Annotated in this window: 22 protein-coding genes; 8 read left to right on the top strand and 14 right to left on the bottom strand. The window is 70.2% G+C overall.

Annotation, left to right across the window (positions count from 1 at the left end; genetic code table 11):
* Window positions 1–140: 140 nt before the first annotated feature.
* Entirely contained in the window at window positions 141–1,259 is a 1,119-nt protein-coding gene (locus LWP59_RS03880) for a coiled-coil domain-containing protein (RefSeq protein ID WP_186383549.1), read from the top strand.
* A 38-nt stretch (window positions 1,260–1,297) separates the two neighbouring features.
* Here LWP59_RS03880 and LWP59_RS03875 read toward each other — a convergent pair whose 3' ends face one another.
* The 6 genes from LWP59_RS03875 to LWP59_RS03850 form a co-directional block, all read right to left on the bottom strand.
* Window positions 1,298–2,569 (bottom strand): thymidine phosphorylase, encoded by a 1,272-nt coding sequence (locus tag LWP59_RS03875; protein WP_144644058.1) that lies wholly within the window; start codon window positions 2,567–2,569, stop codon window positions 1,298–1,300.
* A complete protein-coding gene (locus tag LWP59_RS03870; RefSeq protein ID WP_373299993.1) occupies window positions 2,566–2,970 on the bottom strand; it encodes a cytidine deaminase in 405 nt (134 codons plus the stop codon). Before LWP59_RS03870 ends, LWP59_RS03875 begins: the two co-directional genes overlap by 4 nt.
* Window positions 2,967–4,205 (bottom strand): ABC transporter permease, encoded by a 1,239-nt coding sequence (locus tag LWP59_RS03865; RefSeq protein ID WP_144644068.1) that lies wholly within the window; start codon window positions 4,203–4,205, stop codon window positions 2,967–2,969. Before LWP59_RS03865 ends, LWP59_RS03870 begins: the two co-directional genes overlap by 4 nt.
* A 35-nt stretch (window positions 4,206–4,240) precedes the next feature.
* Window positions 4,241–5,332: an ABC transporter permease gene (locus LWP59_RS03860; RefSeq protein WP_144644056.1), complete on the bottom strand. Its 1,092-nt coding sequence runs from the start codon at window positions 5,330–5,332 to the stop codon at window positions 4,241–4,243.
* Window positions 5,329–6,861 carry an ABC transporter ATP-binding protein gene (locus LWP59_RS03855; protein ID WP_144644054.1) on the bottom strand — a complete coding sequence of 511 codons (1,533 nt, stop codon included), beginning with the start codon at window positions 6,859–6,861 and terminating at the stop codon, window positions 5,329–5,331. Before LWP59_RS03855 ends, LWP59_RS03860 begins: the two co-directional genes overlap by 4 nt.
* A 75-nt stretch (window positions 6,862–6,936) precedes the next feature.
* Window positions 6,937–8,043, bottom strand: a complete 1,107-nt coding sequence (locus LWP59_RS03850) for a BMP family lipoprotein (protein WP_186383552.1) — start codon at window positions 8,041–8,043, stop codon at window positions 6,937–6,939.
* Between the two features lie 386 nt (window positions 8,044–8,429).
* On the opposite strand from LWP59_RS03850, the gene sdhC reads away from it, so the two are divergent.
* The 4 genes from sdhC to LWP59_RS03830 are packed head-to-tail and all read left to right on the top strand — an operon-like array spanning window position 8,430 to window position 11,917.
* On the top strand, window positions 8,430–8,888 hold the full coding sequence (gene sdhC / locus LWP59_RS03845; RefSeq protein ID WP_144644052.1) for a succinate dehydrogenase, cytochrome b556 subunit: 459 nt from the start codon (window positions 8,430–8,432) through the stop codon (window positions 8,886–8,888).
* Entirely contained in the window at window positions 8,885–9,304 is a 420-nt protein-coding gene (locus LWP59_RS03840) for a succinate dehydrogenase hydrophobic membrane anchor subunit (protein ID WP_144644050.1), read from the top strand. The genes sdhC and LWP59_RS03840 overlap by 4 nt, the downstream gene beginning before the upstream one ends.
* A 25-nt stretch (window positions 9,305–9,329) precedes the next feature.
* Window positions 9,330–11,117 carry a succinate dehydrogenase flavoprotein subunit gene (gene sdhA, locus LWP59_RS03835; RefSeq protein ID WP_144644048.1) on the top strand — a complete coding sequence of 596 codons (1,788 nt, stop codon included), beginning with the start codon at window positions 9,330–9,332 and terminating at the stop codon, window positions 11,115–11,117.
* The gene (locus LWP59_RS03830) at window positions 11,117–11,917 is read left to right on the top strand and encodes a succinate dehydrogenase iron-sulfur subunit (RefSeq protein ID WP_144644046.1); all 801 of its coding nucleotides are present in this window, start codon (window positions 11,117–11,119) and stop codon (window positions 11,915–11,917) included. The genes sdhA and LWP59_RS03830 overlap by 1 nt, the downstream gene beginning before the upstream one ends.
* A gap of 5 nt (window positions 11,918–11,922) precedes the next feature.
* Here LWP59_RS03830 and LWP59_RS03825 read toward each other — a convergent pair whose 3' ends face one another.
* Window positions 11,923–13,068: an FAD-dependent monooxygenase gene (locus LWP59_RS03825; RefSeq protein ID WP_229858394.1), complete on the bottom strand. Its 1,146-nt coding sequence runs from the start codon at window positions 13,066–13,068 to the stop codon at window positions 11,923–11,925.
* A gap of 75 nt (window positions 13,069–13,143) precedes the next feature.
* Here LWP59_RS03825 and LWP59_RS03820 point away from each other — a divergent pair, with 75 nt between their 5' ends.
* Window positions 13,144–13,740 (top strand): TetR/AcrR family transcriptional regulator, encoded by a 597-nt coding sequence (locus tag LWP59_RS03820; RefSeq protein WP_144644044.1) that lies wholly within the window; start codon window positions 13,144–13,146, stop codon window positions 13,738–13,740.
* On the opposite strand, the gene LWP59_RS03815 is transcribed toward LWP59_RS03820, so the two are convergent.
* The gene (locus tag LWP59_RS03815) at window positions 13,737–13,970 is read right to left on the bottom strand and encodes an SCO4848 family membrane protein (RefSeq protein ID WP_144644042.1); all 234 of its coding nucleotides are present in this window, start codon (window positions 13,968–13,970) and stop codon (window positions 13,737–13,739) included. The genes LWP59_RS03820 and LWP59_RS03815 overlap by 4 nt on opposite strands.
* Before the next feature lie 108 nt (window positions 13,971–14,078).
* Between LWP59_RS03815 and LWP59_RS03810 the strand changes: the two genes are divergently transcribed.
* Entirely contained in the window at window positions 14,079–15,242 is a 1,164-nt protein-coding gene (locus tag LWP59_RS03810; RefSeq protein WP_229858404.1) for a D-alanyl-D-alanine carboxypeptidase family protein, read from the top strand.
* 353 nt (window positions 15,243–15,595) lie between these two features.
* Here LWP59_RS03810 and yhjD read toward each other — a convergent pair whose 3' ends face one another.
* Window positions 15,596–16,600, bottom strand: a complete 1,005-nt coding sequence (gene yhjD / locus LWP59_RS03805) for an inner membrane protein YhjD (protein WP_144644038.1) — start codon at window positions 16,598–16,600, stop codon at window positions 15,596–15,598.
* Window positions 16,601–16,704: 104 nt separating this feature from the next.
* Here yhjD and LWP59_RS03800 point away from each other — a divergent pair, with 104 nt between their 5' ends.
* Window positions 16,705–17,244 (top strand): DUF4865 family protein, encoded by a 540-nt coding sequence (locus LWP59_RS03800; protein ID WP_222425717.1) that lies wholly within the window; start codon window positions 16,705–16,707, stop codon window positions 17,242–17,244.
* Window positions 17,245–17,247: 3 nt separating this feature from the next.
* Here LWP59_RS03800 and LWP59_RS03795 read toward each other — a convergent pair whose 3' ends face one another.
* Genes LWP59_RS03795 through LWP59_RS03775 form a run of 5 tightly spaced genes read right to left on the bottom strand, consistent with a single transcriptional unit; the run spans window position 17,248 to window position 22,815 of the window.
* Entirely contained in the window at window positions 17,248–18,840 is a 1,593-nt protein-coding gene (locus LWP59_RS03795) for an efflux RND transporter periplasmic adaptor subunit (protein ID WP_144644034.1), read from the bottom strand.
* On the bottom strand, window positions 18,833–19,603 hold the full coding sequence (locus tag LWP59_RS03790; protein ID WP_144644032.1) for a DUF5666 domain-containing protein: 771 nt from the start codon (window positions 19,601–19,603) through the stop codon (window positions 18,833–18,835). The genes LWP59_RS03795 and LWP59_RS03790 overlap by 8 nt, the downstream gene beginning before the upstream one ends.
* Before the next feature lie 16 nt (window positions 19,604–19,619).
* Window positions 19,620–20,855, bottom strand: coding sequence for an ABC transporter permease (locus LWP59_RS03785; protein WP_144644030.1), 1,236 nt, complete (start codon window positions 20,853–20,855; stop codon window positions 19,620–19,622).
* Window positions 20,852–21,559: an ABC transporter ATP-binding protein gene (locus LWP59_RS03780; protein ID WP_144644028.1), complete on the bottom strand. Its 708-nt coding sequence runs from the start codon at window positions 21,557–21,559 to the stop codon at window positions 20,852–20,854. The genes LWP59_RS03785 and LWP59_RS03780 overlap by 4 nt, the downstream gene beginning before the upstream one ends.
* A complete protein-coding gene (locus tag LWP59_RS03775; protein WP_144644026.1) occupies window positions 21,556–22,815 on the bottom strand; it encodes an efflux RND transporter periplasmic adaptor subunit in 1,260 nt (419 codons plus the stop codon). The genes LWP59_RS03780 and LWP59_RS03775 overlap by 4 nt, the downstream gene beginning before the upstream one ends.
* Window positions 22,816–22,867: the final 52 nt, after the last annotated feature.

Raw genomic sequence — 22,867 nt, 5'->3', positions numbered from 1 at the left:
CCCGCGCGACGCCCGGGAATGGGCCAACTGAGTAGACCGGCTTCCGGCGGCCTTTACGGGGGCGATACCCACAGCAATTTTCTCACGGTTAAGCTTCGGCCCAACGTCCCTTCTTTCCCCGCCGACGAAGGACATCGATAGTGACCACTGACAATCACATTGGAGCGCCGTCCTTCGACCGGATGCGCAACATGCTGGTGCGTGCGGCCGAAGTCCGTGAGAGCGAGCAGCAACAGATCTTCGACGCGCTCGACGACATCTACGCCCGGCTGGCGCCCGTGGACTCGCTCGGTGCCGTGCGCAAGCGTCTGTCCGAGCTGCCCGACCGCACCGAGGTCAGCGTGCTGGCCGAGCGGCTCGACGAGGCCATGTCCAAGCTCGAGGCGCAGGACAACGCGATCGCGGACGTGGCCCGCGCGGTGGAGAGCATCGTCGACAAGCTGGCCAAGCCCTTCGCCCAGCTCGACGGCAGGCTCGACGGGGTCGCGGCCCGGTTCGAGGGCGTCGCGGGGCGCATGGACGGCCTCGAGGACAAGCTCCAGAACATCCACCGCCGGATCGACGAGCTGGGTGGGCACCTGGACAAGCAGGACGCGAAGCTCGACTCGCTGCCCCAGTCGGTGCACGGCCCGGTCACCGAGCGCATCGAGCGCGCCGAGTCGACGCTGCGCGAGCGCGTCGAGACCGGTGCCGCCGACCTCCGCGAGCGGATCGAGTCCGGCGACGCCGACCTCCGCACCCGCGTCGAGAACCTGGACAACGCCACCCGCGAGCGCATCGAGTCGACCGGCCAGGCGCTGCGCACCGCGCTCGAGGAGACCGGCGAGATGGTGGACTCCTCGGAGCGCCTCGACGGGGTGTCGGGCCGCCTGGAGACCATCACCAACCGGCTCGACGACCTCGCCAGCCGCATCGACAAGGTCGAGGACGGGGTCAACGCCCAGTTCGGCGACCTCGGCGGCTCGGTCAAGACCGGCTTCTCGCGCGTCGAGGGCACGCTGGCCAGCCGTCCGGACACCGACAACGTGTCGAACCTCGTGCGCCAGCACAACGAGGAGTCCGAGCGCCGCATCGGCGGCCAGCTGGACGAGGCGATGGCGACCTTCGCGGAGCTGATGCTCGGTGGCGGCCCGGCCGTCCCGCAGATCGCCCCGCCGCCGCCGGCCCCGCGTCAGCCGCGCCGCGCGCGCAACGGCCGGGCGCCCAAGGGCACGGAGATCAAGCCCAAGCCCGAGTCGGACGAGCCCAGCGAGAACTGAGTCAAAGCCCCCTCGCCCGCGAAGGTGAGGGGGCTTCTTCATGCCCGGACGGTCTCGAGGATCAGCGGCCGCGTGGGTGCGCGGTCCCCGACCTCCACGGCGTCGGCGAGGGCGTCCAACGCGCCCGCAACCGCGCCCGGGGTGTCGGTGTGCAGCTCCAGCAACGGCTGGCCCGCCGACACCTGCTCCCCCGGCTTCGCGTGCAACAGGATGCCCGCCGCGTGCTGCACGGCGTCCTCGCGACGCGCGCGGCCGGCGCCGAGCCGCCACGCCGCGACGCCGACTGCATAAGCGTCCAGCCGCGACAGGAGGCCGTCCCGCGGCGCTTCCACCACGTGGACGTGCGCGGGCCTGGGCAACGCCGCCTCGGGGTCGCCGCCCTGGGCGCTGATCATGCGACACCAAGTCTCGTACGCCTTGCCGGACGCCAGCACCCGTGCCGGGTCCACCTCGGCCAGCCCGGCGAGCGCGAGCATCTCCCGGGCCAGCACGATCGTCAGCTCGACGACGTCTTCCGGTCCCCCGCCGCGCAACACCTCGACGGCTTCGGCGACCTCGACGGCATTTCCCACCGCACGGCCGAGCGGCGTGCTCATGTCGGTCAGCAGGGCCGTGGTCGCCACACCGTGCGCGGCGCCGATGTCGACGAGCGTCCGCGCCAGCTCGCGCGCCTGCTCGGGGGTCTTCATGAACGCGCCGGAGCCGGTCTTGACGTCGAGCACGAGCCCGGCCGAGCCCTCCGCGATCTTCTTGCTCATGATCGAGCTGGCGATGAGCGGGATCGACTCGACGGTGCTCGTGACGTCCCGCAGCGCGTAGAGCTTCCGGTCCGCGGGCGCGAGCCCTTCGGTCGCCGCGCACACCACGGCGCCGACCTCGTTGAGCTGACGGGTGATCTCCTCGGTCGACAGGGCCGCGCGCCAGCCGGGGATGGACTCGAGCTTGTCGAGCGTGCCGCCGGTGTGCCCGAGGCCGCGCCCGGACAGCTGCGGCACGGCGGCTCCGCACGCGGCGACGAGCGGGGCCAGCGGCAGGGTGATCTTGTCGCCGACACCGCCCGTCGAGTGCTTGTCCACGGTCGGCCGGTCCACCGCGAGGGAGAGCCGCGAACCCGAGTCGATCATCGCCCCGGTCCAGGTCGCGATCTCGCCCGCGTCCATGCCGCGCAGGAAGATCGCCATGGCCAGCGCGGCCATCTGCTCCTCGGCCACGGTCCCCCGGGTGTACGCGCCGACCACCCAGTTGATCTGCTCGTCGGTGAGCCGCTCGCCGTCCCGCTTCGCGCGGATGACGTCCACCGCGGCGATCACGGCAGGTCGTCCGGGCCGAACGCGTCGGGCAGCACGGCGGACATCGCCACGATCCCGGACGGGGTGTCGACCAGGCAGTCCGGCCCGCCGTGCTCGTAGAGCAGCTGGCGGCAGCGGCCGCACGGCATCAGCAGGTCACCGTCGCCGGAACGGCAGGCGACCGCCACCAGGCGGCCGCCGCCGGAGAGCCGCAGCTGCCCCACCATCGTGCACTCGGCACACAGGCCGAGCCCGTAGGAGGCGTTTTCCACGTTGCAGCCCTGCACGATCCGGCCGTCGTCGGTCAGGCCGGCGACGCCGACGAGGAGCTTCGAGTACGGGGCGTACGCGCTCTGGGCCACCCGGACCGCCTCCGCCCGCAACGCGTCCCAGTCCACAGTGGACACAGTGGGCCCGCTCAATCCCCTTCACCCCGCCGATAAGGTGCCCCGTCCGCCTTGGGCATCCGTAGTCGTTGCGACGCCACCGCGAGCACGATCAGCGTGACCACGTGGGGCGTGTACGGGATCAGGTCGCCGGGCAGCGAGTCGTTCGCCCAGTAGATCCAGTACAGGACGCCCGCCGCGACCACGCCGAGCGCGGCACCGAGCCACTTCCGCCGGAACAGCTGCACCACCACGATGACGCCGAGCAGCAGCACCGCGCCGTACAGCAGCGCCAGCACCGCCTTGCCACCGCCGGCGAGCTGAAGGCCGTCGGAGTAGCCGAACAGCGCGGCACCGCCGAGCAGGCCGCCCGGGCGCCAGTTGCCGAAGATCATCGCGGCGAGGCCGATGTAGCCGCGGCCGTTGGTCTGGTTCTCCAGGTAACCGCCGCCGCCCTGCAGCAGCACCAGCGCGGCACCGCCCAGACCGGCCAGCGCGCCCGAGAGCAGCACGCCCGTGTACTTGTAGGCGTAGACGTTCACGCCCAGGGACTCCGCCGCGACCGGGTTCTCGCCGCACGAGCGCAGTCGCAGGCCGAACCGCGTCCGCCACAGCACCAGGTAGCTCACCGGCACCAGCAGGATCGCGATGATCGTCAGCGGCGAGACGCCCGTGACGAGCCCGTTGATCAGGCCCGCCGCGTCCGAGATGCCCACCCGTTGCTGACGTTCCAGGTCGCCGAGCCAGTTGGACAGGAACGTCGCCGAGTAGGTGTCGAACGTCGGCACCGTCGGCGACTGACGCGGGTTTCCCGACAGGGGCTGGAAGATCAGGGTCGCGAGGTACTTCGCCACCCCGAGGCCCAGCAGGTTGATCGCCACCCCGGAGACGATGTGGTTGACGTTGAAGGTCACCGTCGCGATCGCGTGCAGCAGCCCGCCGAGCGCACCGAACACCATCGCCGCGACGATGCCGAGCCACGGCCCACCGTGGTAGGCACCCCAGGCGGCGCCCCAGGTGCCGAGGATCATCATGCCCTCGAGGCCGATGTTCACGATGCCCGCGCGCTCCGACCACAGCCCGCCGAGCGCGGCCAGCAGGATCGGCAGCGCCAGCCGCAGGGCCGTCTGCGCGGTGTTCGTCGAGGTCAACGTGTTGACGCCGGTCAGGTAGGACGCGGTGGAGAGCACGGCGATCACGCCGATGGCCCACAGCACGCCCTTCGCCCAGCCGGGCAGCCGCCGCCGCGACGACGGGGTCGGCATCGTCATCGCGTCGCCGGTCTGGCTGGCCGTTCCGAGCGCCATCAGATCGCACCGCCTTCCGCGACCGAAGCCGGTTTGCCGTTCGACAGCGCACGCCCGACGCGCCGTTGCGCCGCGGCCAGGTCGGCTCGTTTCACGACCTGGTAGGCCACCACGACCGACAGCACGATCGCGCCCTGCATGATCGTCGCGATCTCCTTCGGCACGTTCACCTGTTCCAGCGAGACGGCGGACTTGTCCAGGAACGCCCACAGCAGCGCGCCCAGCGCGATGCCGCCGGGGTGGTTGCGGCCCAGCAGGGCGACCGCGATGCCGGTGAAGCCGTAGCCCTGGGTCGAGGTGATCGCGTAGTCGAAGTCGCGCCCGAGCAGCTCCGGCAGCGCGACCATGCCCGCGACCCCGCCGGACAGCAGCATCGCGATCAGGGTCATCTTCTTCGCGTTGACGCCACCGGCGGCGGCCGCGGTCGTCGACTCGCCGCTGGCCCGCAGCTCGAAGCCGAACCGGGTGCGGTTGAGCAGGAACCAGTAGGCCGCACCGACGACCGCGACGATGATCACGAACCCGAACAGGCTCGCGCCGCCGATCGGAATGCCCGGGATCCGGCCCGACGGGTCGATGATCTGCGTGCGCAGGTTGTTGCCGGTCAGCACGCCGAACTGGTCGGGGTTGATCAGGAACGCCACGATGCCGCCGACGATCGAGTTGAGCATGATCGTCGAGATGACCTCGCTGACGCCCCGGGTCACCTTCAGGATCGCGGGGATCGCCGCGTAGACCACGCCGGCGAGCACCGCGACGACGATGATCACCAGCGCGTGCAGCACGGGCGGCAGGTGCAGCGCCCCGCCGACGATCGCGGCCCAGACACCGGCGAACCGGTACTGGCCCTCGACCCCGATGTTGAACAGGTTCATCTGGAAGCCGATCGCGACCGCCAGCGCCGAGAGGTAGTACACGGTCGCGAGGTTCACGGTGTCGACCGCGGTGCTGCCCTGGCCCAGCTGCCGCAGCATCGTCCAGTACGCCTGCAGCGGGTCCGAGCCGGAGATCAGCAACGCGATCGAGCAGATGAGCAGCGAGAAGACGATCGCCAGCAGCGGCGGGAGAATTCTGGTACGCCAGGAAGTCACGCTGCGGCCTCCGCCCCGGTCATCGCGCTGCCCAGCTCCTGCGGCGTCACAGTCGCGGGGTCGGCTTCGCTCACCAGGCGGCCGCGCAGCATCACGCGGATGGTGTCCGAGAGGCCGATCAGCTCGTCCAGATCCGCGGAGATCAGCAGCACCGCGAGACCGTCGTGCCGCGCGACGCGGATCTGTTCCCAGATCAGCGCTTGCGCGCCGACGTCCACACCGCGCGTCGGGTGGGACGCGATCAGCAGCACCGGGTTGCCGGACAGCTCCCGGCCCACCACCAGCTTCTGCTGGTTGCCGCCGGACAACGCGGCGGCCGGAACCTCGATGCCCGGCGTGCGCACGTCGTAGTCCTTGACGATGCGCTCGGTGTCCCGGCGGGCGCCGGAGATGTCGAGCAACTGTCCCCTGGAGACCGGCGGCCGGGTCTGGTGGCCGAGAATTCTGTTGGCCCACAACGGTTGGGTGAGCAGCAGCCCGTGACGCGTGCGGTCCTCGGGGATGTAGCCGATGCCGGCTTCGCGGCGCGCCAGCGTGCCGAGCCTCGTCAGGTCGCGGGCCCTGCCCCCGGCGTCGACCAGTTCGATCCGGCCCGCCGACGCCCGGCGCATCCCGATGATCGTCTCGACCAGCTCGGTCTGCCCGTTGCCCTCGACGCCCGCGATGCCGAGCACCTCGCCCGCCCGCAGGGAGAACGAGATGTCGTCGAGCACCGCGCGCTCGCTGCCACCGGCGTCGAGCCGCAGGCCACTCACCCGCAGCACGTCCCGCGCGGTCACGGTCGACTCGCGGGTCTCGGGGCTGGGCAGCTCGGAGCCGACCATCATCTCGGCGAGCTCGCGCGAGCTGACCTTCTTCGGGTCCGCGGTGCCGACCGTGGTGCCGCGCCGGATGACCGTCACCGTGTCGGCGATCGCACGCACCTCGTCGAGCTTGTGCGAGATGAACAGGAAGGTGAAGCCCTGCTGCTGCATCGAGCGCACCGTGTCGAACAGCGCGTCGACCTCCTGCGGCACCAGCACCGCGGTCGGCTCGTCCAGGATGACGATCCTGGCGCCGCGGTAGAGCACCTTGATGATCTCCACGCGCTGCCGGTCGGCGACGCCGAGGCTCTCCATCAGCGCGTCCTGCGAGGCGTTGAGCCCGGTCCGCTCGGACAGCTCGGCGATCGCGGCCCTGGCCTTGCGGCCGATGCCGTGCAGGTTCTCCGCGCCCAGCAGCACGTTCTCCCGGACGGTCAGGTTGTCGGCGAGCATGAAGTGCTGGTGCACCATGCCGATACCGGCGGCGATCGCGTCCTGCGGGTTGCGCAGGCGGACCCGTTCGCCGTTGATCGAGATCGTGCCCTCGTCGGGCTGCTGCATCCCGTACAGGATCTTCATCAGGGTGGACTTGCCCGCGCCGTTCTCGCCGCAGACCGCGTGCACCTCGCCCGCGCGGACCGTCAGGTTCACGTCGGAGTTGGCGACCACGCCGGGAAACCGCTTGGTGATTCCCCGCAGCTCCACCACCGGTTGTGGCTCAGTCATAGAGGAGGACTCCCGGAAAGGCGTGAGGGGCTCGGGAGAGGGTCGCCCTCCCGAGCCCCGCACGCGGAGTGGTTCTTACTTCGCCGGTGTGGTCGGCACCGTGATCTGACCGGAGATGATCGCCTGCTTGTAGCCGTTCAGCACCGGGACGATGTCGTCGACCTTGCCGCCGGAAGTGGCGTAGCCGACGCCGTCGACCTTGAGGTCGAACCGCTGGGGCAGCGACGACAGGTTGTTCTGGGCCACGGCCTGGATGTAGTCGTAGACCGCGACGTCGACCCGCTTGAGCATGGACGTCATGATCACGTCCTTGTACTCGGCCACCGTCGTCTGGTTGTACTGGTCGGAGTCGACGCCGATGGCCAGCGCGTTGCCCGCCTTCGCGGCCTGGAACACGCCCTTACCGGAGGCACCGGCGGCGTGGTAGATGACGTCCGCGCCCGCGGCGATCTCCGCCCCGGCCTTCGCGTTGCCCTTCGTCGGGTCCTGGAACCCGGTGTTGTCACCGGCCGGGGTCAGGTACTGGTCCTCGATCTGGACCTTGCTGGACGCGGCCTTGGCACCGGCGAGGTAGCCCGCCTCGAACTTCTGGATCAGCGGGGTGTTCACGCCGCCGATGAAGCCGATGTGGCAGTTCTTGCTCTTGTAGACCGCGGCAACGCCGGCCAGGAACGAGCCCTGCTCCTCGGCGAACACCAGCGGGGTGACGTTCGGCGCCTTGACCGAGTCGTCGTCGATGATCGCGATCTTGGTGTTCGGGAACTTCGGCGCGACCGCGCCGACGGCCTCCGCGTAGGCGAAGCCGACCGCGACGATCGGGTTGTAGCCGTTGGTCGCGAGCTGGGTGAGCCGCTGCTCCTTGGCCGCCTCGTCCTCGGTGGGCGACGCCGTGCTCTCCGACACGTCCTTCACGCCCATGTCGGTCTTGGCCTTGTCCACGCCGGCGGCCGCCGCGTCGTTGAACGAGGCGTCACCGCGACCGCCGATGTCGTAGGCGAGACCGATCCGCAGCCGGCTCGCGTCCACCTTGGCGCCGGCGGCGCTCGAGGACGTCGCGGCGGCCGGTGCGGCCGGCGGCTGTGCGGTCACGCAGGACCCCGCGGTCCCGGACGCGTTGTTGTTGCTGTTGCCGCTGCCGCCGGAGTCCTTCGCACATCCGGCCAGCGCGAGCACACCGACCATCGCGGTAGCGGTCAGCATGGCGGCACGCGTTCTACGCACGCTCCCTCTCCCTCCCCGCCGTGGTACGACGGTCCCGAGAACGGCCCGGCGCAGCGCCGGGCTCGACTGGCGAACCGTACCGGCCTGTGAACGAAACGCCATACGGAAGCCACAGCCCGTAACCTAAATGTTTGCTTGCGCCCCGGCATCGCGATCGTCCTGCTACCCGCCGTGAGCACCACCTGGACGAGTGACGGCCACCACGCGCTCGGTGTCTGGTCGATCACACAGAACAACCCGAGGGTGAGTGCGTCCCGCCGTGCGGGTTTAGCATCCGTTTATCCAAGCTCGTTGACGTTTGCATGCCACGGGCACAGTCCAACCACGACGTTGGAGGCCGTTCACCGATGTCCACCACGGCTACGCCCGCCGCCGGCAGCACCGCGGCGCAGGCGAGCGATCGGGCGGGTGCCTCACGCCGGAAGGGGACCTTCTACCGGGGCGACCCCGGCATGTGGTCCTGGGTCCTGCATCGGATCACCGGGGTACTCACCTTCTTCTTCCTGTTCGTCCACGTGCTCGACACCGCGCTGGTCCGGGTCTCGCCCGAGACCTACGACTCGGTGATCGAGACCTACAAGACCCCGATCGTGAACCTGATGGAGGTCGGGCTCGTCGGCGCGGTGCTCTACCACGCGCTCAACGGCATCCGGGTCATGCTCCTCGACTTCTGGTCGAAGGGCACGAAGTACCAGAAGCCGATGCTGTGGACGATCGTGGTGATCTGGGTGGTCGTGATGGTGCCCGGGGCGGTCGCCATGCTCTGGCGCACCGCGTCGATCATGTTCGGAGGAGACGCGTCGTGACCAGCTCCGAATCCCTGACGCTCGACAAGCCGCGCTCGCCGCGCCGCCCCGCCGCCCGGCGGAGCAACTTCGAGCTCTACAGCTGGGTGTTCATGCGGATCTCCGGCATCCTGCTGATCTTCCTGGTGCTCGGCCACCTGCTGATCATGAACATCCTCGACGGCGGTGTGCACCGGATCAACTTCGGGTTCGTCGCCGGCCGGTGGGCCTCGCCGTTCTGGCAGGCCTGGGACCTGCTGATGCTGTGGCTGGCCGAGATCCACGGCGGCAACGGGCTGCGCACGATCATCGACGACTACGCCCGCAAGGACGTCACCCGGTTCTGGCTGAAGATGGTGCTCTACGTGGCGATGGTGATCGTCCTGTTCGTCGGCACCCTGGTCATCTTCACGTTCGACCCCAACATCAACAGCTGACTCCACCACCACCAAGGAAGCGGATATGCAGTTCCACAAGTACGACGTGGTGATCGTCGGCGCGGGCGGCGCGGGTATGCGCGCCGCCATCGAGTCGGGGCAGCGGGCCCGCACGGCGGTGCTCACGAAGCTCTACCCGACGCGTTCGCACACCGGTGCCGCACAGGGCGGCATGTGTGCCGCGCTCGCCAACGTCGAAGAGGACAACTGGGAGTGGCACACCTTCGACACCGTCAAGGGCGGTGACTACCTGACCGACCAGGACGCGGCCGAGATCATGGCGAAGGAAGCCATCGACGCGGTGCTCGACCTGGAGAAGATGGGCCTGCCGTTCAACCGGACGCCCGAGGGCAAGATCGACCAGCGGCGCTTCGGCGGGCACACCCGCGACCACGGCAAGGCCGCGGTGCGCCGGGCCTGCTACGCCGCGGACCGCACCGGGCACATGATCCTGCAGACGCTGTACCAGAACTGCGTCAAGCACGGGATCGAGTTCTTCAACGAGTTCTACGTCCTCGACATCGCACTCACCGAGACCGAGGACGGCCCGGTTGCCTCCGGCGCGATCGCGTACGAGCTCGCAACCGGTGAAATCCATGTCTTCCAGGCGAAGTCGATCGTGTTCGCCACCGGCGGCTTCGGCAAGGTCTTCAAGACCACGTCGAACGCGCACACGCTGACCGGCGACGGCATGGGCATCTACTACCGCAAGGGGCTGCCGCTGGAGGACATCGAGTTCTACCAGTTCCACCCGACCGGCCTCGCGGGCCTGGGCATCCTGCTAACCGAGGGCGCCCGTGGCGAGGGCGCGATCCTGCGCAACGCCGACGGCGAGCGGTTCATGGAGCGCTACGCCCCCACCATCAAGGACCTCGCGCCGCGCGACATCGTCGCCCGGTCGATGGTGCTGGAGGTGCTGGAGGGCCGCGGCGCGGGCCCGCACAAGGACTACGTGTACCTCGACTGCACCCACCTCGGTGCCGAGGTGCTGGAGAGCAAGCTGCCGGACATCACCGAGTTCGCCCGCACCTACCTCGGCGTGGACCCGGTGAAGGAGCCGGTGCCGGTGTACCCGACCGCGCACTACGCGATGGGTGGCATCCCGACGAACGTGCACGGCGAAGCCCTGCAGGACAACGACAAGGTCATCCCGGGCCTGTACGCGGCCGGTGAGGTCGCCTGCGTGTCGGTGCACGGCGCGAACCGGCTGGGCACCAACTCGCTGCTGGACATCAACGTGTTCGGCCGGCGCGCGGGCATCGCCGCCGCCGACTACGCCCGGGGCCACGAGCACGTGGACCTGCCGGAGAACCCGGCGACCCTGGTCGAGGGCATGGTCGAACACCTGCGCACGGCGCACGGTGGCGAGCGGGTGGCCGACATCCGCACCGAGCTGCAGCAGACCATGGACACCAACGCGGCGGTGTACCGCACCGAGGACACACTGAAGACGGCGCTGACCGACGTGCAGCGGCTCAAGGAGCGGTACGGCCGGATCGCGGTGCAGGACAAGGGCAAGCGGTACAACACCGACCTGCTCGAGGCGATCGAGCTGGGCTTCCTGCTCGACCTGGCCGAGGCGCTGGTCAACGCGGCGCTCGCGCGCAAGGAGTCCCGTGGCGGGCACGCCCGCGAGGACTACCCGAACCGCGACGACGTCAACTTCATGCGGCACTCGATGTCGTACAAGATGCTGCCGGAGAAGGCCGATCCCGACGCGCCGCTGGGCCTGACCGGGTTCCTCGCCGACATCCGGCTGGACTACAAGCCGGTGGTCTTCACCCGGTACGAGCCGATGGAGCGGAAGTACTGATGACAGCGGTAGCAGAAACCCGGGAACAAGGTGCCGTCCACGACACCTCCCAAGTTCCCGCGCCCGAGGGCTCGGTCACGATCACGATGAAGATCCTCCGGTTCAACCCGGAGGTCGACACCGAGGCGCACTGGGAGTCCTACGACGTCCCGGCGCTGCCGACCGACCGCGTGCTCAACGTGCTGATGAGCATCAAGAACTACGTGGACGGCACGCTGACGTTCCGGCGTTCCTGCGCGCACGGCATCTGCGGCTCGGACGCCATGCAGATCAACGGGATCAACCGGCTCGCCTGCAAGGTCCTGGTCAAGGACCTGCTGGCGGGCAAGAACCCCGGCAGCAAGCCCACGGTGATCACGATCGCGCCGATCAAGGGCCTGCCCACGATGAAGGACCTCTATGTCGACATGGAGCCCTTCTTCGAGGCCTACCGCGCCGTGAAGCCGTACCTGATCGCGTACGGCAACGAGCCGACGCGCGAGCGGATCCAGTCGCAGGCCGACCGGGAGCGCTTCGACGACACGACGAAGTGCATCCTGTGCGCCGCCTGCACGTCCTCCTGCCCGGTGTACTGGAACGACGGGTCGTACTTCGGCCCGGCCGCGATCGTCAACGCGCACCGGTTCATCTTCGACTCCCGGGACGAGGGTTCGGAGGAGCGGCTGGACATCCTCAACGACGCCGAGGGTGTGTGGCGCTGCCGCACGACCTTCAACTGCACCGACGCGTGCCCGCGTGGCATCCAGGTGACGAAGGCGATCCAGGAGGTCAAGCGCGCGCTACTGTTCAAGCGCGTCTGACCTGCTCAGTCGAGAAGGGGCCCGGCTTTTTGTTTCGGCCGGGCCCTTTTTCCTGCCCGCCGGGCAACAGGCGCGCGGTGAGGTTCCGGGTCGCCAGGCCGAGCCTCGTCCTGGGCACGAGCAACGCCGCCGATCGTTTGACGGCACGCTGTTTCGGCACGACGCGGGCGCGGTGGACGGTCTCGTACCGGGCGAAGGCGGCGGCGTGGTCGGCCGGGTGTCCGGCGAGTGCCGTGGCAAGGGTGCGCGCCCGCGATCGCGAGGCTGGAGCCGTCGCCGAGCAGGGATACGCAGGATGCGGCGTCGCCGGCCAGCGCGACGCGGCCCTGTGACCACGTCGAAAGGTCGACCACGCTGACCGCGTCGAAGTAGAGGTCGTCGGTGGCCTGGAGCCGTTCGAGCAGTTGCGGGACGCGCCAGCCGGCGCCGGTGTACGCCTCGGTGACGATCCGCTTGTGCTGGTCGGTGTCGCCGTGGTCGATGCCGGTGCGGGTTTCGTCGCGGAAGATGAACGCCACCAGGGCCTTGTCGCGGGCGGGGTGGATGGAGACCAGGCGGCCCGGGGTGTTGTGGATGAGCACGTCCTGCGGGTGGTCGACGGGCTCACCGAGCGGCATGGTGGCGACGTAGATGCCGGCGGGGCGCACGAATTCGCGCTCGGGACCGAAGGCGAGCCGCCGGACCGCCGAGTGCAGCCCGTCCGCGCCGATCACCAGGTCGAAGCGGCGGGGCACGGCGCGGTCGAACGTGACCTCGACGCCATGTTCGTCCTGCTCCAGTGCGGTGATCGTGTCATCGAAGAGGAACTCGGCGTCGTCGCGAGCCGCCTCGTACAGCACCCCGGCGAGGTCGGCACGCGGCACCTCGATCTCGTTGCCGCGTGCCGCGGGCATGCCCACCGTGGCCACCTGACGGCCGTCGGCGCCCAGCAACCGCATCCTGGTCGTCCGGGTGGCGGCCGCCCGCAAGCCGGGTACGACGCCCATCGCCTCGGCCACCGGCAGGGCCGGACCTCGCACGTCGACAGGGTTTCCGCTGGAGCGCAGGCCCTGGGACCGCTCCACGACGGTGGGCCGGAAGCCGTGGCGGGCCAGCCAGTAGGCGAGGGTCGAGCCCGCCACGCCGGCACCGGAGACCAACACGTTCTTCATGCTTTTCGACATTATCGCAGTGACTGCAATTTTGCAATGACTGCTGATTTGCAGCGAGTGCCGTATGCTGTGGTCATGTCCCTTCGTGACCGCAAGCGAGCTCGCACCCGCCAGGCACTGATCGACGCGGCGACGGATCTTTTCGCGCGCAAGGGTTATGACGAGACCACGGTCGCCGACATCGCCGCGGCGGCCGAGATCGGCGCCCGCACGTTCTTCAGCTACTTCGCCAGCAAGGAAGAACTGCTGTTCCCGGAATCCGACACCCGCGTGCGCGCGACCCTCGACGCCATCGCCACCCGCTCCCCCGGCGAGGGCCCGGCCGAGGTGTTGCTGCGGGCGCTGAGCGACACCGCCGAAGCCAGCGACGAAATAATCAGCCCGCTGGCGGAGCTGCGGCTCCGGCTGATCCAGACCGTGCCCGCCGTACGCGGACGCGCGCTGCAGGTCCAGCTCGATGCCCAGCGGCAGATCGCGGAGCACCTGACCGAGGCGTTCCCCGACCAACTGGATGCCGTGCGCGCGGCAGCGCTGACCGGCGCTTTCATCGGCGCGGTCAGCGGAGCGCTCCAGGCCCTGCTCGACGGCGCCGACAGGGCCGACCCCGCCGCGCTGAAGACCGCCGTCAAAACCGCCACCGAGGTCGCACTCACCCCGTGGCGGGGGCGTTAGGCGTTCGTCTTCTGCTTCGCGCGCAGGCCACGCCAGCCGATGACGCCGATGATCGTGCCCAGCACGAACGACACGATGGCCAGGATCAGGTGCACCACGAAGAACGCGGTCGCCGAGCCGTCCGGGGTCCAGGACTGGTCGCTGGCCCACAGGTTCTTCACGAAGGTGATCCAGATGATCCAGGACCACACGCCGAAGGCCAGCAGGAACAGCGCCACACGTCGAGACATGAGCCGAGTATCCCCCGATCGAATGCCCCGTTTTCACCGGAGTCCCCACACGGTGTGAACTAGTCTTTTTCAGTGCGTAGCGGTGGGTTTCTGGGTGTCGTGTTGATCCTGTTGTCCGGTCTCGTGTTCGGTGCCGGATCTGTGTCGGCGGCCCCGTCCTGCCCGGACCGGCAGGCCCCGCCGCCGCCGGTGGACACCTCCGAACAGGCGCCGCCCGGCCAGCTCTCCCCCGCCCCGCTCCCGGTGCCGGCGGAGCCCGTCGGCGGCGCGCGGATGGGCGAGTGCGGGCTGGTGTACCCGGTGGGCGCATCCACCCCGCCGGAAACGACCGCGACGTCGTGGGTGCTGCAGGACCTCGACACCGGCGCCGTGCTGGCCGCGAAGGACCCGCACGCGCGGGAGCGGCCCGCGTCGCTGATCAAGACGTTGCTGGCACTGGTGGTGATCAACGAGTTCAAGCCGACCGACGTGATCCGGCCGACGGCCGAGGACGCGAGCCAGGAGTGCACCTGCGTCGGCCTCGTCGCCGGCGGCTCGTACACGGTGGACGAGCTGTTGCACGGGTTGCTGATGCACTCGGGCAACGACGTGGCGCACGCGTTCGCGACCGCGCTCGGCGGCGTCCCGGCCACCGTGGGGAAGATGAACGCGATGGCCGCGTCGCTCGGCGCGAAGGACACCCGCGCGGCGACGCCGTCGGGGCTCGACGGTCCCGGGATGTCGACGTCGGCGTACGACCTGAGCCTGATCTTCCACGCGGCCATGCAGCAGCCCGAGTTCTCGACGGCGGTCGCGACGAAGGGGTACCAGATTCCGGCGCAGCCGGGGAAGCCCGCGTTCGGAATCGTCAACGACAACAAGCTGCTCGGCTCGTACCCCGGGTTCCTGGGCGGCAAGACAGGCTTCACGGACGACGCCCGGCACACCTACGTCGGCGGCGCGGCCCAAGACGGCCGGCGGCTCGCGGTGGTCATGATGCGCGCCGAACAACGGCCGACGCTGGTCGTGCAACAGGCGGCGCAACTGCTCGACTACGGCTTCCGGCTGACGAAGGCGGGCGTGGGTTCGGTGGGTCAGCTGGTGCAGCCGGCCGCAGCGCCGAACGCGGGGCCGACGGAGGCCACCGAGGCGACCCCGAGCAAGGCGACGGCCAGCACGGAGGGGCGGCAGCGGGACGCCTTCGGCACGACCGGCTGGGTGGTGACGCTCGTCGTGGCGCTGCTCATCGTGGCGGGCTTCGTCCTGGGCCGCTACCGCCGCCGGATGCGGTAAGGGGAAGCGCTTACAGGCGCGGCTTGGCTTTGGGGTGGGTGGTGTGAGCGCCGCGCTCCCGCACCCCGCCAGCGGCGGGGCGTGGTGTCCGGGGGCGTGGTGTCCGGGGGCATGGTGTCCGGCGGCATGGTCGGGACCATCGCTTCACGGGCGATGCGGGTGGACCACCGGCGATGTGGGGGCCCAGTGCCGCTCGGCGGCCACCACGACGCTCCGCCGCCGATGCGGGTGGGCCACGGCCTCCCGTAGCCGCCACGATGCTTCCCGCCGATGCGGGTGGTGCCGCTGCCCCTCCGCGCACCCGCCCGGCACCACGCCGCTCCGGCTCCGCACCTCACCGCTCCGCGGCGCGGTCACCGGCGGCGCTTCCCCAGCCAGGCCAGCACCGCGCCCGCGCCGAAGGCGCCCACCACCGAACCCGCGCCCGGACCGCGGCGGACCGTCACCGCCGGGCGGATCACCGCCGGCGGCGGGGGGTCGACCACCGTGACCATGTTCTCCCTGGCCGTCGCCGTCCAGGCGGTCACGAACAGCAGGAACCGCGACACCAGGTTCGCGAACACGAGCAGACCGATGATCGGCCCGAAGATCGCGCCACTGGGCGAGCTGGTGACGCTCGACAGGTACACCGTCGCGACCTGCTTCAGGATCTCGAACCCGACCGCGGCGATGGCGGCGCCCTTCAGGGCACTGCGCACGCCGACCTTCTCCCGCGGCAGCCGCGAGAGCACCCACAGGAACACGAGCATGTTCGCCAGCAGCGACAACACCACCGTCGCCACCTTGAGCAGGAACAGCGCCCACCCCTGGTCGTCCAGGCCGACCAGCCGCAGCAGCCACTTCCCGATCCCGCCGCCGACGGCGGTGAGCCCGAACGACACCACCAGCGCCAGCCCGAGCCCCACCAGCGACGCGAGGTCCTTGAGCGTGGTGGAGACCAGTGGCAGGTTCTTCTTCTCCTGTCCCCACTGCGCGGTCAGGGCGTCCCGTAGGTTGGTCATCCAGCCGATCCCCGAGTACAGCGCCAGCAGCAGACCGAGGATCCCGGTACCGCCCCGCGCCGCGAGCGCCGAGTCGACGAGCGTCGTGAACAGGCTGCCGAGGCCCTGCGGCGCCGAGGACAGGATCCCGGTGCGCAGCTCGTTGATCGCGGTCTGGTTCCCCGCCAGCACGAACCCGGCGACCGAGAACCCGACCATCAGCAACGGGAACAGCGACAGCACGCTGAAGTACGTGATCGCGGCGGCGTAGTGGTTGCCGTAGCGCTCGCCGAACGCTTCGTTGGCCCGGAACACGTGATCGAGCCACGCATACTTCCGGCGCAGCCTCGGAATCAGCTTTTCCTTCTCATCCGCCACGGACAGACACTAACCAGCCCCAGCTCCGCTCGCACTCCGAACCCGTCCACAGTAGACTCTTGCTGTTTGTACCTACTGGTATGTACAGTCGTGTCGTGTACGCGATGCAGTACCACCTCACACTGCCGGCCGACCACGACATGGGGATCATCCGACGCCGGGTCGAGACGCGCGGCCATCGCACCGACGACTTCCCCGGCCTCGGTCTCAAGGCCTACCTGATCCGCGAGCGCGGCGAAGGCTCGCCGGTCAACCAGTACGCGCCGTTCTACCTGTGGCACGACGTGGGCGGCATGAGCCGGTTCCTCGTCGGCGGCGGGGGTTTCCAGGGCATCGTCGACGACTTCGGACGGCCACCCGTGTGGCACTGGACCGGCATCGCCATCGAACGCGGCCGCGGCGAAGTCCCGCGGTCGGCGACGCGCGAGACCACGGCATTGCTCGAGGACGTCGACGCCGCCGTCGAGGCGCTCCACGAACTGGCGCGGGACGAACGGGTGCACACCGCCGCCCTCGCCTTCGACCCGACGGGCTGGCAGCTCGTCCGGTTCGTGCTGTGGACCGACGAGGCGCCCGGCCGGTACCAGGTGCTGCACGTGTCCGCGCCGTCCCTGCGGGAGATTCCGCAGGGACGGCACTGGTGATGTTCAGCCCCGCCGCTGCCCGCCACCGCCGGCACCGCCGACGAGACCGCGCGCGCCGGTCGTGTTGCCGGTCGGCAGGGGCTGGCTCAGGTCGGCGAGCACGACCTGGTCCCCCGCGCTGAGCCCGGACTTGATCTCGGTGACGGACGCGCCGACGACCCCGACGGTGACCCGCTTCGTCTGCGTCTGACCGCCGGAAAGCGTTGTCACGGAAGCGTTTCCGCCGATGAGGTGCACGGCTGAGGTCGGTACCGTCACCGCCGCGTTCGCGGTGCTGGTGATGATCGAGACCGACGCGGTCGCGCCCGGGAACAACTCGCCACCCGAGGGCAGCGAGATGGTCACCGGATAGCTGGGCGAACCGGACGACGTCGTGCTGGCGAGCAGCCCGATGGACGTGACCTGCCCGGTGATCGGCTTGCCGCTGCCGTCAGGCGTCACCGTGGCCTGCTGACCCGGCCTGATCCGCCCGGCTTGGAGGTCGCTGACGGCGGTGGTCACCTGGTTCGCGCCGGGTCCGAACACCACGATGTGCTGCTGACTGGACGCCGGCTGCCCCTGCGTGAAGCCGATCTCGCCGACGGTACCGGCGATCGGGCTGACCAGGGTCGCGGCGGCCAGGTTCTGCTGGGCGACGGCCACCTGCGCGTCCGCCGCGTCGATCGATGCCTGGTCCGCCGCCAGTTGCTCGGCCGACGCGGGCGCGCTCGCCTTTCCACCGCCCGCAAGACTCTTGCCCGAGGAACTCTCACCCGAAGAACTCTTGCTCGGAAGACTCTTGCCCGAGGACGTCTTGCCGGACGAACTCTCACCCGACGAACTCTTGCCGGAGGAACTCTCGCCCGACGGATTCTCGCCCGAAGGCGGGGCCGGCGGTTCGGTGCTCTGCGTCGACGCGTCCTTGGCGAGCGTCGCCGACAACGCGCTCTCCGCGTCGGCCAGCTTCTGCTCGTCGGCGCCCGTGGTGTGCTGGGCGTCCTGCGCCTCCTGGATCGCCGTCGTGCACGCGTCGACGTCGTCCTGGCTCTGCGCCTGGTGCTTCGCGTCCGGGTCGACGATCGTCTCGCACGCCTTCTGCTGCGCGGCCACCGCCGCCGCGGCCGCGGTCAGGTCCAGATCCACCTGGTGCTGCGCGGAAGTCACCGCATCCTGCTGGGACTTGAGATCCGACGGCGCCGACGAAGCCGTCAGGTACAGCGCCGGCGTCACGCGGCCGGCCGACGCGCTCGTCGTCTGACCGGCCTGGTCCGCGGCCAGCTTCGCCTGTGCCGTGGCCAAAGTGGACTGTGCGGACGCGACCTGGCTCGCCAGCGACGTGGTGTCCAGCTGCGCGAGCGTCTGGCCAGCGGTCACCTGCTGCCCGACCGCCACCGGCAGCGACGCCACCTGGCCGCTGGCCGGGAACCCGAGCGTCGCGCTGGTGACCGGTTCGATGGTGCCCGTCGTGTCCAGCGTCGCGGTGACGGACGCCGGACCGGCGACAGCCGTGCGGTAGCCCGGCGACGACGAAGCCGACGTCGCCCAGATCACCGCGCCGGCGGCGACCACCACGACCACACCGGCGACCGTGACGATCCGTCTGGTTCGCTCAGCCATTCCCGCCCCCGTTGCGCTGCCGGCCGCCACCGAAGGTCTGGCAGCCGTTCGGCCCGGCCTGGCTCAGGGAGATGGTCTTCGCCGTCACCGCACCGGTGTCGTCCGCCTGCCCGGTCGCGGTCGCGCACTCGCCCACCTTGAGCGCGCTGGAGTTCGCGGACCCGGACTTCGTGTAGGTCGTGGTCGCGTCCACGCTCACCTGCACGCTCGTGGTCGCGCCCGTCTGCCGGTTGTCCTGTTCGACGGTGAACCCGCTGCCGCTGACCGCGGTCACCTTGCCGAACGTGCCGCGGCCCTGGCCGTTCGCGCCCGACGGCCGGGCGGCACCCGAGGGCCGCGACGGCCTGCTGCTGCCGGTGCCGTTCTGCGGCCGCATCCCCGCGCCTCCCGCGGCGCAGGTGCCGCTGTCGGTGGCACTGATCTCCACAGTCTTCGCGGCGACCGGGGTACCCGTGCCGGTGACCGCCACGCAGGAGCCGACGGTGACGTCGGAAAGCGCCGCGGAAACCCGGTTGGTGAACGTCGTGCTGCTGGAGAAGTTCACGGTGACCTGGCCGCTGCTCGGGTTCTGCACCTCGATGCTGGACGCGGCCACCGCGGCTATCGTGCCGGAGGCCGCGGGCCCACGGGCGGCGTTGTTGGCACCGGACGCGGGGGCCTGGGCGGCAGGCGTGGCGGCCGTGCCGCCGCCGGACGAGCCACAGGCGGCCAGCGTCAGCGCGAGCGCGCCACCCGCGACGGCGAGCAGGGTACGTCGGATCATGGTTGTTCCTCCGGGTTCATTCGCTGCGCAGGGCGTCGATGGGAGCGAGCCGGGCGGCGCGGCTCGCCGGGTAGACGCCGAAGACGAGGCCGATCGCGATCGCGGTGAGGATCGCGACCACCGTGGCCGACGGGGAGACGGCGATCTGGATCGCCACGAGGTGGGGCAGCAGGAGCGCGCCGACGATGCCCAGCAACGCCCCGAGCAGGCCGCCCGCGAGCCCCAGCACGGACGCCTCGACCATGAACTGGCGGCGGATCACCACCGGGCTCGCCCCGACCGCCTTGCGCAGCCCGATCTCGCGGATCCGCTCGGTGACCGAGACGAGCATGATGTTCATGACCCCGATTCCGCCCACCAGCAAGGAAATCGCGGCGACCCCGCCGAGCAGGAGCGTCAGTGTCTGGCTCACCGAACTCGCCGTGCTCAGCAGCGACTCCTGGCTGGCGATGGTGAAGTCCGCCGCGGCCGGGTTCGTGATGTGGTGCATCGCCAGCAGTTCCTGGTTCGCCTCCTGGTAGGCCGCGGACAGCGTGCCCGAGGTCGTGGCCTCCAGGTAGATCGACTGCACCGAGGTACGGGTGCTGCCGCCGATGAGCCGGTCCGCCGCGGTGCTGATCGGCACGACCGCCTGGTCGTCCTGGTTCTGGGTGGACGACGCGCCCGCGGAGGCGAGAACCCCGACGACGGAGAACGGGGTGGTGCCGATCGTGACCGTCCGGCCCACCGCGTTGGTGGTGCCGAACAGTTCTTCGGCGGTACTGGCGCCGAGGACGGTCACGGCCGCTTCGCCCGTCTCGTCCGCGTCGGTGAGGAAACGCCCTTCCGCCAACGTGCGCGCCCGCACGCTCAACCACGCCGGGGTCGTGCCGACGACCGAGGTGGTCCACGTCGTCGAGCCGGCCGCGAGCGACGAGCTCTTGCTGGTGGTCGCAGCGACGGCGGCGACGTCCGGGGCCACGCCCGGCGCGCTGAGCGCGTTCGCGTCCTGCACGGTCAGCGTCGTGGCCGAACCGCTTCCGCCGCGCACGCCCGTCGTGGTGCTCGTGCTGCTGCCCGGCGAGACGACGAGCAGGTTCGTGCCGAGGGAGTTGATCGCCGAGGCGACCTGGGCCTGCGCGCCCTCACCGAGCCCGACGGTGAGGATCACCGCCGCGATGCCGATCAGGATGCCCAGCATCGTCAGTCCGGAGCGCAGCCGGTGGGAGCGGATCGCCTCCAGGCTCGTGCGCAAGGTTTCCAGCCAACTCATGCGATCACCCCGGTGCCGGCGAGCGCGGTGTCCGACTCGATCAGCCCGTCGCGCAGCCGCACCACGCGGTTGGCGTGCGCGGCGACATCCTCCTCGTGCGTGATCAGCACGATGGTGTGGCCGGCCTCGTTGAGCTCGCGGAACACCGACAGCACCTCCGCGGTGGCGGTCGAGTCCAGCGCTCCGGTCGGCTCGTCGGCCAGCACCATCGACGGCCGGTTCACCAGGGCGCGGGCCAGCGCCACCCGCGACTGCTGACCGCCGGACAGCTCGTTCGGCCGATGCTCGGTCCGCTCGGCCAGGCCGACCCGCGCCAGCAGCTCGAGCGCCCTCGCCTTGCGCTCGGCGCGCTTGACTCCCGCGTAGCACAACGGAAGTTCGACGTTGCGCCACGCCGTCAGCCCCGCCAGCAGGTTGAACTGCTGGAACACGAAACCGATGCGGCGGTTGCGGATCGTCGCCAGCTCCAGCTCGGACATCCCGCTCACGTCCTCCCCCGCCAGCACGTACCGTCCGGTGCTGAGCAGGTCGAGGCAGCCCAGGATGTGCATCAGCGTGGACTTCCCGGACCCCGACGGGCCCATGATGGCGACGTACTCGCCTTCCTCGACGCGCAGCGAAACCCCGCGCAGCGCCTCGACTTCCACCACGCCGGTCGAGTAGACCTTGCGCACGTCCGTGACGTCGATGACGGGGGCGCTCATCCGCCGAACCCGCCCCTGCCACCGAGACCACCGGCCCGGTTGCCGCCGCCGAAGCCGCCGCCACCGAACCCGCCCGTCCCGCCGGTGCGCGTCCCGCCGCCGGTCCGGCCGGTGCCGCCGGCACCACCCGTGCCCGCGGGCGTCGCGACCATCACCTCGTCCCCTTCGGACAGTCCACTGAGGACCTGGATCACGCCGTTCGAGGACTGACCGAGCTGCACGGGCCTGCTGGTCTGCTTGCCGCCGACCATCTGGTCGACCGTCGCCTGCCCGCCGTTGTAGTGCACGGCGGTGGCGGGGATCGTGAGCACGTCGGTCAGCTGCTTCACCACGATCGACACGCTCGCGCTCGCGCCGGCGAACAACCCGGTGGGGCTGCCGGTCACGCCGATCGTGACCGGGTAGCTGGGCACCGAGGACGAGCCGGTGGCCATCACCGCGACCGAGGTGACCGTGCCGTACACCGGCGTCGTCGAGCCGTCGGGGGTGATGACGGCCTGCTCGCCGGTCTTGAGCTGGCCGATCTCGGTGTCGTCCACGCTCGCGTTCACGACGTAGGAACCGGTGGAGATGACCACGATCTGCGCGGTCCCGGAGCTGGACGACGACGATGACGAGGCCGTCGAAGATGAGGACGAGCCGCTGTTGTTCTGGCCGCCCGACTGCCCGCCGGACCCGCTGCCGGAGGAGGACGAGGAGCTGGCGCTGCCCGATCCGCCGGCCGAAACCTGTTGTCCCACAGTCAGGTTCACCGCCGCGACGGTGCCCGCGGTGGGCGAGGTCAGCGTCGCTTCCGACAACGCGGTCTGCGCGTTGGACAGCTGGTTCTGCGCCGCGGTGATGGCGGCCTCGTCCGCCGAAACCTGCGCCGACGACGCGCCGTTCGACTCATCCGAGGACAGCTTCGACTGGTCCGAAGCCAGTGCTGACTGCGCCTGAGCGACGCCGGCGGACAACGACGCCGACTGGACGGTGGCGAGCGCCTGTCCCGCGGTGACCTGCTGGCCGACCGCCACGTTCACCGCGGTCACCTGACCGGAGACACCGAAGTCGAGATCGCTCTGCTGCGCCGGCTCGATGGTGCCCGACGAGGACACCGTCTGTTTGAGGGTGGTGGTGCTCGCGGCGACAAGCCGGTACGAGGGGGCGGTCGCGGGCCGGGTGACACCCCAGACCGTGACCCCCGCCGCCACCAAGACGACTACGGCGACGGTCGCGTAGACCCACCGTCTTTTCCTGCGGAGCCTGGACAGCACGACGACCTTCTCTCTGTGCCACGAGAACCAGCGGCGAAAGCTTCGCCGGTGA

This window comes from Amycolatopsis acidiphila, from assembly GCF_021391495.1.
In the GTDB taxonomy this organism is placed as follows: Bacteria; Actinomycetota; Actinomycetes; order Mycobacteriales; family Pseudonocardiaceae; genus Amycolatopsis_E; species Amycolatopsis_E acidiphila.
The sequence above is the reverse complement of the archived record's forward strand: the minus strand, read 5'-3'. Positions and strand labels throughout refer to the sequence as shown.